Annotated in this window: 7 protein-coding genes, 1 tRNA gene and 3 pseudogenes; 4 read left to right on the top strand and 7 right to left on the bottom strand. The window is 57.4% G+C overall.

From position 1 onward, the window contains the following. Nucleotides 1-95: 95 nt before the first annotated feature. Nucleotides 96-935 (bottom strand): phage tail protein, encoded by an 840-nt coding sequence (locus SJQ66_RS26350; RefSeq protein WP_320534741.1) that lies wholly within the window; start codon nucleotides 933-935, stop codon nucleotides 96-98. Nucleotides 936-1,913: 978 nt separating this feature from the next. On the opposite strand from SJQ66_RS26350, the pseudogene SJQ66_RS29915 reads away from it, so the two are divergent. Then, nucleotides 1,914-5,734: pseudogene (locus SJQ66_RS29915) on the top strand (beta strand repeat-containing protein); the annotation flags it as partial. A 512-nt stretch (nucleotides 5,735-6,246) separates the two neighbouring features. Here SJQ66_RS29915 and SJQ66_RS29810 read toward each other — a convergent pair. The 6 genes and pseudogenes from SJQ66_RS29810 to rph form a co-directional block, all read right to left on the bottom strand. Beyond that, nucleotides 6,247-6,366 (bottom strand): annotated as a pseudogene (locus SJQ66_RS29810) (IS3 family transposase); the annotation flags it as partial. A 105-nt stretch (nucleotides 6,367-6,471) separates the two neighbouring features. Then, nucleotides 6,472-7,159 (bottom strand): annotated as a pseudogene (locus SJQ66_RS26335) (IS6 family transposase). Nucleotides 7,160-7,310: 151 nt separating this feature from the next. Then, nucleotides 7,311-7,400 (bottom strand) — tRNA-Ser (locus tag SJQ66_RS26330). Between the two features lie 99 nt (nucleotides 7,401-7,499). Continuing rightward, nucleotides 7,500-8,834 carry a radical SAM family heme chaperone HemW gene (hemW, locus tag SJQ66_RS26325; RefSeq protein ID WP_024901662.1) on the bottom strand — a complete coding sequence of 445 codons (1,335 nt, stop codon included), beginning with the start codon at nucleotides 8,832-8,834 and terminating at the stop codon, nucleotides 7,500-7,502. Next, on the bottom strand, nucleotides 8,831-9,493 hold the full coding sequence (rdgB, locus tag SJQ66_RS26320) for an RdgB/HAM1 family non-canonical purine NTP pyrophosphatase (RefSeq protein ID WP_024901661.1): 663 nt from the start codon (nucleotides 9,491-9,493) through the stop codon (nucleotides 8,831-8,833). The genes hemW and rdgB overlap by 4 nt, the downstream gene beginning before the upstream one ends. Before the next feature lie 35 nt (nucleotides 9,494-9,528). Then, complete coding sequence (rph, locus tag SJQ66_RS26315; RefSeq protein WP_024901660.1) at nucleotides 9,529-10,320, bottom strand: ribonuclease PH; 792 nt, start codon at nucleotides 10,318-10,320, stop codon at nucleotides 9,529-9,531. A 258-nt stretch (nucleotides 10,321-10,578) separates the two neighbouring features. Between rph and SJQ66_RS26310 the strand changes: the two genes are divergently transcribed. The 3 genes from SJQ66_RS26310 to rpoZ are packed head-to-tail and all read left to right on the top strand — an operon-like array spanning nucleotide 10,579 to nucleotide 12,650. Then, on the top strand, nucleotides 10,579-11,679 hold the full coding sequence (locus tag SJQ66_RS26310; protein ID WP_320534738.1) for a YicC family protein: 1,101 nt from the start codon (nucleotides 10,579-10,581) through the stop codon (nucleotides 11,677-11,679). Between the two features lie 9 nt (nucleotides 11,680-11,688). Beyond that, nucleotides 11,689-12,387 carry a guanylate kinase gene (gene gmk / locus SJQ66_RS26305; RefSeq protein WP_024901658.1) on the top strand — a complete coding sequence of 233 codons (699 nt, stop codon included), beginning with the start codon at nucleotides 11,689-11,691 and terminating at the stop codon, nucleotides 12,385-12,387. Between the two features lie 56 nt (nucleotides 12,388-12,443). Beyond that, entirely contained in the window at nucleotides 12,444-12,650 is a 207-nt protein-coding gene (gene rpoZ / locus SJQ66_RS26300) for a DNA-directed RNA polymerase subunit omega (protein WP_024901657.1), read from the top strand. The last annotated feature ends 28 nt before the right edge of the window (nucleotides 12,651-12,678 follow it).

Here is a 12,678-nt window from a genome sequence, read left to right as displayed (position 1 = left end):
ATTGGATATCGTCCCGACACTGTGCGCCGCTTCCGGTCAGGCACTAGGCGGAAGCGGCGACGTGCATCAATAAGTGACGGTATCCGGATGCCGCATTAGTCATCCCTTGATGGATAAAGACCGTTGGTGGCGATGTAGTAAGAGAGCACGAGGTAGGGCGGCATGGTCGGCACGGCTTGACCGCCGCCTACCACATTGCTCACACCTGATACCGTTGCTGTCCCGCTGATGGTAGTGGTTGCGGTTGCGCTCATTGTCACCGGCGCCGTGGTACCGTTTGCCACGCTCACGGCCAGATCTCCTCCGATCGCACCGGCAGCAAGCTTGGCGTCGGGTGTTCCTGTTGAATAGGGTGCCGTCAAAGCGGTACTGACTTTCCCGAGATAACTACCCGACGGTGAAATCACGCCGGCTCCCGTACTCACCACATTCATGACCAATGCGTTGGCTTTCCCGGTGCTTTTGACATTAGACAGGTCTACCGTCCCGGTCAATCCGCTCAGCTTCGTTTCTGCTGTCAGATTGTTGACAGGGATGGGCGCGCTAAAGGAGAAAAAATGGGCGGGAAGTTGTGCCGTCGTCAATGTGACGCTGGCCTGGCCCCCCGTTTTACCAGCGGAGTAGGTTGTTGTGCCATCAGCACCGACGATGACACGCCCGCGCAGATCCGGCAGATTGAAACTCGTCGAATTTCCACCGTACGTAATGCCGATCAATGCATACAGCGCCGCATTCTGGTTGATTAACAGCTGTTGACCTGCGGCAAGCGTATAAGTGCGGTTAAACGATCCGAAGCTCGCCGGCGTGGCCATAATGCAAATGCTTCCTAAAACCGGTGTGTCCGAACACGCGAAGCTGTTCGTACTCCACGCGCCGGCGGCAGCGGCAATGCTCAAGGTCAGTGCCACTGTTTGTTTTTTAATCGAAATCTTCATAGTCGTGTATCCCGCCTCTTCTCTTCTGCCAACGTGATCAAAGAATGGTGCTTAAACGGGGGGCGGCGAAAACGCGTAAATCATATTCATACGCATGTGCTCATTCGCGCCATCCCGTCGCTCATCAAGTCAATAAAGACTGCAATCAACTAATGCTAATAAATGTCTGGAAATACAGGAAAAACGCCATCGATCACTTCGATGAATATTTTTGCCTCGAGCATTCACGCGATGATCCCAAAGTCGTTTTGTAGAAAACGCCACGCATACTTTTACAGAAAATCAATTGATTAGATCAAACGATCGTTTGATCTTAATTCTTGAGTGACTTTTGCTTATCCCCCGTGTCATCGGATACCTATGAATACTATTGCTCACGTAGAGATGAGAAGCCTGATCCATGTCATTCGCGGCACTGTGTATCCGGTGGATCGGACGATAAAGATGAACTAAAAGTGCGGGACGGCCGAATTAAAACGGTCGTTTCAATTACGGTTCCCAAACACATACATAATCTGACGACACGATTTGAAATTTTTTGAAATCTAACAGAAGGCTCTAACAAACGCGAGAAAAAATATCCGCGCTCATCACGCCTTTGTGTCGTAGTTGCTACGGTTGGAATTTTTTTAATTCGCTAGTAAAAAATATTCTGCTTAGGCAACAATCTGGTTGCCAATCAGTCTTTCAAAGCTGATGGTCGTTCATGCGTCTTTGGGATGCACTCTGTTTTTACTTATCGCAACGTCCGCCGCTTTTTCGTTGTGCGGTTTTTTGCAGTCGCATCACGGCGTTTGCTCGACTTCCAAGATTGTGAAAAGGTTTTAAAATTATTATGTTATTCTAAATATCATGGTGCTATTTATCGTTTCCATTATGCGGTTTAACGCCCTAATGATCGCATGCATGTGCCATGGAGAAAACGCGCAAGTACGGTTTCTGGTGTGAACTTGCTTCTGTTTGACCTGAGGTTTGTTCTTGTCGAATCGCGGCGGCCAGATTTCGGCCCAAGGCAATGTGTCATTAAACGTGCAGTCGTTAAGCAACGGCCCGATTGCCCCATCGCTGACGGCCACCACCTACACGTGGATCAATCAGAGTGATTATTCTGCGTTCCTGAACCAACTCGCGTCAATTGGCACGATTGCCGTGCGCAATGGCAGCGGAAGCTACAGCGGCCCCTACGACTGCTACTTTAACTGCAGTGGCCAACCTGACAGTTATGCCCCCGCGACGTTCTCGATTAATACCGGTGCTGCCGCGCCGACCGGCACTGGCACCACGACCTGGACAACGCCAACGGGCATGATCGCCGCCGGCAACAATATGACGGTGTCCGGTGGCAATTTGACTAATGCTGGTCTGCTCTATGCCGGTAATGACGTCTCGGTCACGGCACAAAGTCTGACGAACCAAGGTGGTACGCAACAGAACCAGGCTGCGCAGACGGGCTGTGCCTCGGGTGTGCCGAATGAAGGATGTGGCACAGCGGGCGCTGCGAAGGGCAGTGGCCCCACCACGGCGTCGTTCAACTACTCACAAAATGCAACGATCTATGCCGGCCATGATTTGGTCATCGCAGCAGGCCAGATAAACAATACGTTTGGCAGCTTGCTTGCCGGGCATGATCTGGTTGTCGGTGGCGTCGGGACCACGGCGACTTCAAGCACGGCTGCGAAGAGCTTGAACAACACGTCGGGTAATATCGTCGCGGGCAACGATATTACCTTGAACGTGTCCGGTGCCATCACGAACACGCTTCCGCCGCCAGTCCAAATCAGCGTCAATTATGGTTCGACCGAAGCCTACGCCGGTTGTATGGGATACAAGGACGGATGTTGTTCGGCGTATGTCGATCAGCAATCTGGAAGTTCATCGGTGATCAGCGCCGGGAACAACTTGCAGATCAACGCTGGCAGCCTGACCAACGTGGGGAGTTTGATTTCGGCGGGAACCAGCGCGACGATTAATGTATCCGGGCCGGTTATCAACGAAGCGCAAACGTTGAATGCGTATTGGCATTCGCACTGGATTCAGTCGACAGGCTTGTTCAGTAGCGATAAGTCGCATGATACGTGGGCATGTGGATCGGTGGCCGAATGCACGGCACTGTACGGGGATGCTTATACAAAGACCGGTGGTTCGATCGATCCCCCGCAGCCAGTGGGCAGTATTGCAGCCACGATTCAGGCACCAAACCTGACGATTAATGCGGGCGGCACGATTCAGAACGTTGGCAATGTCTTGGGTACGCCAATCTCGCTGACCGGTCAAAGCTTGATTAACGGCATCACAACGGCAAACACTTATACGCCACGAGCAAATAGTGCATCGCAGGTGATTTCGCTTAACCCGACCACTTTGCCAAGCTTGAATCTGTCGATTCCGCGTTCTGGTGCTTATACGTCAGTTGCGGTGGCAGGTACAGCATCCTACGTCGACTCGGCGATTGGCACGAGCAACGGCTTTACCCCACAAGATCTAATCAACAATTTACCGAACAGGTTGCAGCCTAGCACGACCCTGTTTTATTACAACCCGCAGGAAGAAGACCTGCTCTTACAGCAAGTCGCCCTGCAGCAGACCGGCAAAGCGAGCTTTATCGATGGGCTGAGCTATGACAGCAAAAACAACCTGTCGGTCACCGAGCAGGAAAAAGGCATCCTATATCAAAACGCGTTGACCTACGCGGAGAATAACAATCTTAAGCTGGGTGACGCGTTGAGTCAGACGCAGGTAGCGGCGCTTGATAAACCGATGTTGTGGTACGTCGAGCAGACGGTGCCGGACCCGTCGTGTACGGCGACGGGTACCAGTGCGTGTCCGACGATTACCGCGTTGATGCCACAGATATACCTGCCACAAGATACGAACGCCTTGCAAGCCGGCGGCACGATTTCGGGTACGAATGTCACGCTTGCGTTCAATAAAAGCGGTGGGTCGGTATTGAACACCGGCACGATCGCGGCGGCCAACACGTTGACGATCGATACTGGCACGTTGACGAACCGGGCAAACCAGGTCGATATCGGAAACGAGTGGTCGAGCGTCAAGGGAGGCTACGTCGACACCACGGGTACGGTGGTGCAGCCGGGCGGCTATATGAGCGCGGCGAACTATGCGTTGAATGTGGACCAGCTCACGCAGATCGGCGGTTCCTTGAATCTGTTGAACGCGGACGGTAGCGTGAATGCCGCGGGAACCGCTGCGCTGGTTACCCAGTTGCAGCAACAGCTAGGCAGTAATTTCTCGCAAGAGACAGTGGCGGACGCATTGCACACGCAGTTCGTCAAGGAGGGGGGACGCCTGGCTGGCTGAGCGTTGTGGCGATCGCCGCAGCGATCGCGGTTTCGGTGGTTACGTATGGTGCGGCTTCAGGAGCCGTCGGCGCGGCGGCTGGGGCGACGGCGGGAAGTACGTTTGCAGCCGTTACGGCAAGTAGCGCGGCTGTTTCGGCGGGGCTGGGCAATGTCGTCGTTTCTGCGGCGCTTGCAGGTATGGCGAGCAGCGCGACGAGCCAATTAATCAATACAGGCTCGCTTGACCTAAACCAAATCGGCGAAGCAGGTTTGGTCAGTGGTATTACAGCGGGTTTGCTGAACGGGATTACCTATAGTGCGGAGGGCGGACTGGGGTTCAGCACAGGCACGAATGTGCTTGGCAGCGGTTCCCAATCACTGGCGCAACTTGCAGGTCTGCAGAATCTGTCTAGTTTGATGTCTCCCTCTGCCACAGGAACGGGTGCGGCCCTGTCGACGCAACTTGCGGCAGCAGTAGGTAGTGCGGCGATTTCGGCTGGGGTACAAACGGCCGTCGAGGGTGGTAGCTACCTTCGTGCATTGAAGGGCTCACTTGTGTCAAACGCTGCGGCGATCGGCGCGTACGAAATCGGGCAACTTTCACAACCTGGCTCTTTGCTGGAACAGGGATCGGCAGCCTATGTGCTTGCGCATGCGGCACTAGGATGTGCGGCAGGAGCGGCTAGCAGTACAGGCTGCGAAGGTGGTGCGATCGGAGGCGCGACGAGCGCTATTGTTGCGCCGTTGTTGGTCAACGCGGCGGGGGGATCTGCTAACCTTACGAACACGCAGCGTGCAGAGATTGTTGGGCTTGCGACTTTGTTGGGTGGTACCAATGCGTTGCTGGGCAATGTCAATGGGGTTGGCGGGGCGACGTCTGCTGAGAACGAGGCTCTGAACAATTCGACACTTGACCACGAGTCGGAGTTTGAAAAGGAAAGGCAGGAGCTAAAGAAACAGCTTGACTCGGAGAAGGCAGCGCTGGGCGAGGCGGCGTTCGTTCAGAAAGACGGAGTAACAGTTGCGGCGGATACGCCTTTGGTTGCAGGGTTGGCGGGGGCGAAAGTAGGGGGGACTGCCTCTGGTGGTAGTGTTGCGACAAACACGGGCAACGCCCTCTTGTTATCATCGCCGACTAATTCCGAGCCGTGGATGGGGGGAACTGCGCTCAACTCGTACCCGTCGCCATCAGGTGGCATGTATATCCAGATGGCAATGGCGCCCGGACAGACAAACCCAGGCGGATGGGGAACTTTGGACTCGATAAGTAGTGTGGACTACGTGCGCAACAGCTTGGCCGTGACGCCGGCATTTAAGACTCAAATTGCAAGCGTTCAAGAGTTCTACATTCCCCAAGGGGTGCAAGTGCAAGTCGGTACAGTGGGACCCCAGACGTACAATGGCGTCATATATCCTGGCGGTGGAAATCAGGTGCAAATTCTGAACTACTCCGACCGTAGCAAGCTTGTGCCGATCGGCAGTCCACGACCCATTAACTAAGGTGAACATGTCAACACTCGCTGGTTACACTACGCACTATAAGGATCCGACCTATGACCGCGTTAACAATCCGCAGAGGCGCCCGATTGCCGAGTTGCTTCCTATTGCCGTCTCATGGGTGGATGGGCGCCGGCCCGTCCAAATAGATTTCTCAAAGAACGGAGTTGCGTGCCCGCTGGCAGATTTGAGTGGCGTCGCGATTGTTGAGAGCCCCTTTGAGCTTAATCAGAACTCGGCTTATGTGATCGACTTGGACGGTAGCAAGAGATTTGTCCTTGCGAGACCATCGGATGCCGGGAGCGATGCTGTTTTCTCCGACGTATTCTACGTGGACGGCACACTTAGCTTTTTTCTTTCTGGAAGCGATGGTGATAGGCGAGTTGAATGTGATGCTGAGACAGGCCGGATTCTGAGGGTTACACAGACTCGGTAAGCGTAATCTGGTTCTGTCGCAGTAAGAACTGAGTGGCGGAAGAATGTCCATATGTATAGGATTGCTTATGTAGTGGTCGACTCACGTCGGACACCGGGTTAAGTTTTTCCTCTGTGACTGCCGGTGGTACCCCGTCATTGAATTGATGTGGCCGAATCCAGTTGTACGGCTGCATCGGGTAATAGCTGATATGGGACTGTCAAATTTTTTGTGTGCGAGACGAGTGAGGCCGCCCGTGGTGTTACGGGGGGGCACTGTCACGATATCGCGCGAGGAGCGAAAAACGGTATTTCACTGCCTGCTCTTAACGCGCGGACGGATTTTGGCCGGCAAGTGTCGGGTGCTGCCATGAGGCTAGGCGAGCAAGAACTTGACCTCGATGCTCCGCCGCGCCAAGCCTTTCTCGCTTCAGCGCAAAATGCTGTCGAATCGGACCGAAGTTCGAGAGGAAACGCTGGGTTCGTTGCCGATCCCTCAATCCGCGCACGCGGCGCTCCCGCTCTCGGGTAGGTTGATTGCTGTTTTCGGCGCAATTATTCACACGCGCCGCAGCGCGTACGAAGATGTGCTTGTTCTTGGCAAGCACCGACACTCTGCCTTTGGCTGCCGTATAACTGCGAAGCTGATCCGTCACGATAGCCTGCGGGACAGGGTGGTTGCGCAATATCCTTCTAAAGAATCGCTGGGCTGCCCCGGTATGGCGGTGCTTTTGCGAAAGGATGTCAAGTTCGCGGCCGTGCTCGTCGACGGCGCGCCATAGCGAGTAAGGCTCACCACGCAAGCGCACGAACATTTCGTCCAGATGCCAAGTGCTGCTCTGACGCCTGGCGCCTGGTGATCTTCACTTGACGGGCAAAGTGATCGCCGAATTTATCGCACCATCGTCGGATCGATTCGTAGCTCACCACGACGCCGCGCTTCAGCAACAATTCTGCGATCTCACGAAAGCGCAACGAGAAGCGGAAATACTAGCGCACGGCGAGGCTAATGATGGCGGGTGGGAAACCGGGGCCGCATCAGATGGACGAGGATTTCATCTGGTTAGCTTAGCCGATCGCTTCGCTAACGTGGCAGTGCCCAGCGCTGACCACAAAAAGAAAAACCCCCGTAAATATTTGAATCTACGGGGGTTATCGATAAATATGGTGGAGGGCGTGGGATTCGAACCCACGGAGACCGCGAAGCCTCGCCGGTTTTCAAGACCGGTGCATTCAACCGCTCTGCCAGCCCTCCGAGACCGGGATTGTACATTGTTTTTCCGCGGCGTCGACTCTCTGTGGCGGCCTGACACCCAACAGGCGCCCCGAACCGCGCACTTTCGAGTTCCGGGCGTCAATCCGCCAGGAATATCTCTTGTAGATCGTTGAGGAAGCGCTGGCCGAGCGGCGTGGGCATGATCCGGAGGGGATCCGGGACCAGGAAGCCGCGACGCTCTGCTTCATCGCGCTGTTTGGACAACACCGTGGCAGGCAAGCCAGTGCGCTCGGCGAACATCTGCACCGTCACGCCTTCGTCCAACCGCAGCGCATTGAGCATGAATTCGAATGGCAGATCGGCATTGCCGACTTCGTGCGACTCCTGTACCGCCTCGCCGGCCATGGCCTTGGCCATATACGTCGCCGGATGCTTATGACGTACCTGCCGAATAATCCGTTCCGGGAACGACAGCTTCCCATGCGCGCCCGCGCCTATGCCGAGATAGTCACCAAATTGCCAGTAGTTCGTGTTGTGCAGGCTGCGCCGTTCCGGCTGCGCATACGCCGACACTTCGTAGTGCCGATACCCCGCGCCGGCCATCGTCTCTGTGATCCATTCGTGCATGTCCGCGGCATGGTCGTCATCTGGAAGCGCGGGCGGCGGAAACTTGTGGAACAGCGTATTCGGTTCGAGCGTCAGGTGATACAACGACAAATGCGGCGGCGCAAACGACAGCGCCGTATGCAAGTCCTTCTGACACGCCGTCAGATCCTGACCCGGCAACGCGAACATCAGATCCAGGTTGAAATTGTCGAATGTTCGCGCTGCGATCTGGACCGCGGCACGCGCTTCATCGGCATCGTGAATACGTCCGAGACGCTTCAACATGGTCGCATCGAAACTTTGTATGCCGATGGAAAGGCGATTCACGCCGCTATCGCGGTAACGGGCGAATTTCTCCGCCTCGAAAGTGCCAGGATTGGCTTCGAGCGTAATCTCCGCCTGCGGATCGATCTGGAGGCGAGCGCGCACGTCGGCCAGCAATCGATCCAGCCCCGCGGCACTCATCAAGCTGGGCGTACCGCCACCGATGAAGATGCTGTGTATCCGACGGCCCCAGATCAGCGGCAGGGCGCTTTCCAGATCCGCGCACAGCGCATCCAGATACGCTTGCTCTGGAAGCGCATCGGCACCTTGCCACTCGTGCGAATTGAAGTCGCAATACGGGCACTTCCGCACGCACCACGGGAAATGAATGTAGAGCGATAACGGCGGCAATGCGCTCAACCGCAGCCGTCCAGGCGCGAGAAAAGGGCGCGCCGCGTCCGCTGGTCCGGAGAACAGATGCTGTGACTGGGCCGCACCGGCAGGAACGAGCGGAATGGTCCTCCGGGCGGTCTTCGCCGTCGCAGGGGAAGCAGGGCGCTGGTTCTCGCGATCTTGCCCATCCGGATCATGCGACGATGTCATTGCAGCTTGGCCAGCAAGGCCCGCAACGCTTGCGCGCGATGGCTGACCTGATTTTTTTCCTCGGGCGAGATTTCGGCCGCGCTGCGTTGCATCGACGGGATCAACAGCAGCGGGTCATAGCCGAAGCCGTTCGCGCCACGTGCGCCATTCAGCAACACCCCATCCCAGCGCCCATCGGCGATCACCGGTTGCGGGTCGTCGGCATGTCTGACCATGACCAATACGCAGTAGAAATACGCATGTCGCGCGGTGTCGCCTTGATAAGGCGCCATGTCGGCCAACAACCGCGCATTGTTGGCGGCATCGGATTTCTCCCCGCCATTCATCTGCGCGTATCGCGCGGAGTACACGCCGGGCGCGCCGCCGAGCGCGGTAACGCAGAGGCCGGAATCGTCGGCGATGGCAGGAAGACCTGTCGCGCGTGCCGCGTGACGCGCTTTCTCCAAGGCGTTCTCGACAAACGTGCCAAACGGTTCTTCCGCTTCGCTGACACCCAACTCGCCTTGTGGAATCAAATCGAGGCCCGCTGCGCCGAGCAGCGCGGCGAATTCGCGCAACTTTCCTTTGTTGTTCGATGCCAGGACGACACGCCGGCGCGCCGATGCGTCGGCGGTGTGGTCGCCGGGGGCGTCAGCGGGAAGTACATCGCGATTCGTCATGATGGGATTGTCTGCAGGGGAGGGCGGAAAAGAGATCAACCGGGCGTGCGTTCCAGCGCCGCGCGTTGCGCTGCGATCAGTTGGGCAATGCCGGATTGCGCCAGATCCATCAGTCGATTCATGTCGTCACGCGAAAACGGCTCACCTTCGGCGGTGCCTTGCACTTCGACAAAACGGCCGTTGCCGGTCATCACCACGTTCATGTCGGTGTCGCACTGCGAATCTTCGCTGTAGTCGAGATCGAGCAGCACGTCGTCTTCGTACACGCCGACCGAAACGGCGGCAACGAAGTCGCGAATAGGCGTTTCCGTGATCTTGCCGCTGTCGAGCAGCTTGCGCACGGCATCATGTGCGGCGACGAATGCGCCGGTGATGCTGGCCGTGCGCGTGCCGCCATCCGCCTGAATCACATCGCAGTCGATGTGCAGCGTGCGGGCGCCCAGCTTTTCCAGATCGAAGACGGCGCGCAATGCCCGGCCGATCAAGCGCTGGATTTCCTGCGTTCGCCCGGTTTGCTTGCCGCGCGCTGCTTCGCGGTCACTGCGTGTGTGCGTCGCGCGCGGCAACATCCCATATTCGGCGGTCAGCCAGCCTTCGCCACGGTCTCTCAGGAACGCCGGGACGCTTTCCGCGACGCTGGCGGTGCAGATGACTTTGGTGTCGCCGAATTCGACCAATACCGAACCTTCCGCGTGCTTCGTGAACTGCCGCGTGATATGTACGGGACGTAATGCGTCCGCCGGCCGGCCATGCGCGCGTTGAATCGGTGAGTCCGATGCACCCGAGGCAGACGAGGAGGAAGCGGAAGAGGCGGAGGAAGTGGTCATGGCGGGTCCAAAAAAGCGAAACAGGTCGAAACGAAGTGAAACGGCGATCGAACGATACCCTGTTGATACAAAAAAACGGACGGGCAGCGTGCATCCCGACGATGCGCAAGTGTACCGCGCTCGTCGTGGCACCGTAATGTCCGTGGCGGACTACGTCAGCATTGCCATGGCCTGCTATTTTCGTCGTCGCGACGTCCGGGGTGCGATAATACGTTTTTTGCGTTGGCCCGCCTTTGCCCGGCGATACAGAGACTCCCAATGATTTATAGCATGACCGGCTTCGCCACCGCGAACCGTGCCGTGTGGCCCACGCCCGCCCAGTCCGGCCCGGGCGACGTGACACCGGCCAGTGGCGTAGCCGAGGTCGCGCGGCATGCCGCGCCCACGCATATCCAAGTGGAAGTGCGTACCGTCAATTCACGTTTTCTGGACATCCATTTCAAGATGCCGGACGAAGCGCGCGGCAGTGAGCCGGCGATTCGCGAAATGCTGATGACGTCGCTGTCGCGCGGAAAGGCGGAGGTACGCGTGGTGATCCAGCGCCCAGACCTGGCCGGCGTCGCGACGGCTGCGCCTGGCAGCGGCCTGCAAGCGACTGTTCTGGCGCAGCTGGCCGCGCTGCAGGCCGAGGTGCAGGCACATTTTCCTCATGCGGCGTCGCTCAACGTTGGCGAGATTTTACGCTGGCCCGGCATGCTCGGTGATGCGTCGGTGGACCCGGAAACGTTGCGCGACGGGATCGTTGCGGCCGCACGCGAAGCGGTCACGGAGCTGGTTGAGGTTCGTGCCCGTGAAGGCGCCGCGCTGCGAACGGTCTTGCTGGAAAAGACGGTGGAGATGGGGGCCATCCTGACGCGGATCACCCCGTTGGTGCCGGAACTCGTCAAGCGGCAGCAACAGAAAATTGTCGAGCGGCTTGGTGAGGCGCTTGGCGTCGTTCTGACGGACAACGCCGCCATCGCGCCTGCAGTCGCGCAATCAGAACCCGATCCTTCCGGCCCGTATGCAACGGCGTCGAAGTCCGCATCGAATGGAAATGCGGTCGGCGCGGTTTCCTCCACTTCGTCGCTGAGCCGAGAAGAAGTAGAGGAGCGCATACGTCAGGAGGTCACCGTCTATGGCGTTCGGATCGATATCGCCGAAGAGCTGGCGCGGCTTGAGGCGCATCTTGCGGAGACCCGTCACGTGCTCGACAAGGGGGGCAAGGTAGGCAAACGTCTCGATTTCATGATGCAGGAGCTGAATCGGGAAGCAAATACGATTGGCTCGAAGGCGGCCGCCAAGGAACTCGCCGATGCGGCCATGGCACTGAAATTATTGATCGAGCAGATGCGCGAACAAGTGCAGAATCTGGAGTAATCCCCCATCATGCAAAACCATACGAACGCATCGGTCCCGTGGCCGCACCAAGTGAATCCGCAGGGATTCGACCAACTTTTTCCGGGCAACCTGTTCATTGTGGTGGCACCATCCGGCGCCGGGAAGTCGTCGTTGGTCAATGCGCTGCTGAAAGACGATCGTGGCATCACGTTGTCCATCTCCTACACGACGCGCGCGCCGCGTCCTGGCGAAGAGGACGGGGTCCATTATCATTTCGTCTCGAAGGAAGATTTCCTGGCGCGGCGCGCTGCCGGGGAGTTCCTGGAATGCGCCGAAGTGCACGGCAATTATTACGGCACGTCGCGCGTATGGATCGAGGACCAGATGCGTACCGGCAACGATGTGTTGCTCGAGATCGATTGGCAGGGCGCGCAACAGGTCCGACGGCGCTTTCACAATGCTGTCAGTATTTTCATCCTGCCGCCGTCGCTGCAAGCGCTGGAGGAGCGCTTGAAGAAGCGTGGACAGGATGAAGCAAACGTCATCACGCGCCGTCTGCTGGCCGCTGGCGGCGAAATGGCTCACGCACCGGAAGCGGAATACGTCGTGATCAACGATGTTTTTGAAACCGCCTTACAGGCATTGCGGCAGGTGGTGGGCGCCACGCGCCTGCGCTTTGCTTCGCAGTATTCTCGCCACACAACGTTGTTTATCGAGCTTGGCATTCACTTGCCGAATATCGACTGACTGGACTACACCCAGGTTGTTGTAAAATACATCGACATCACGAAGGATTTTCGACCATGGCACGTATCACTGTTGACGATTGCATCAAGCGCGTCCCGAACCGTTTCGAACTCGCGCTGGCTGCTACGTACCGCGCGCGCCAGCTGGCACAAGGCCACACGCCGAAGATTGATAGCCGCGACAAGCCGACGGTCGTCGCGTTGCGCGAGATCGCGGCCGGCTATTTCACGGCGGAAGAGTTGTTGAAGAAGGTGCCGGTCTAAATACCAGATGCTTGGCATGCTCCGCGCA

It is taken from the genome of Robbsia andropogonis, assembly GCF_034047095.1.
Lineage (GTDB): Bacteria > Pseudomonadota > Gammaproteobacteria > Burkholderiales > Burkholderiaceae > Robbsia > Robbsia andropogonis.
This window is presented reverse-complemented; position numbering and strand designations above follow the sequence as displayed.

Excerpts from the sequence above, each read along its gene's own strand:
- rdgB (WP_024901661.1), bottom strand. The coding sequence starts at position 9,493 with ATGACGAATCGCGATGTACTTCCCGCTGACGCCCCCGGCGACCACACC.
- SJQ66_RS26310 (WP_320534738.1), top strand. The coding sequence starts at position 10,579 with ATGATTTATAGCATGACCGGCTTCGCCACCGCGAACCGTGCCGTGTGG.
- rph (WP_024901660.1), bottom strand. The coding sequence starts at position 10,320 with ATGACCACTTCCTCCGCCTCTTCCGCTTCCTCCTCGTCTGCCTCGGGT.
- rpoZ (WP_024901657.1), top strand. The coding sequence starts at position 12,444 with ATGGCACGTATCACTGTTGACGATTGCATCAAGCGCGTCCCGAACCGT.
- gmk (WP_024901658.1), top strand. The coding sequence starts at position 11,689 with ATGCAAAACCATACGAACGCATCGGTCCCGTGGCCGCACCAAGTGAAT.
- hemW (WP_024901662.1), bottom strand. The coding sequence starts at position 8,834 with ATGACATCGTCGCATGATCCGGATGGGCAAGATCGCGAGAACCAGCGC.
- SJQ66_RS26350 (WP_320534741.1), bottom strand. The coding sequence starts at position 935 with ATGAAGATTTCGATTAAAAAACAAACAGTGGCACTGACCTTGAGCATT.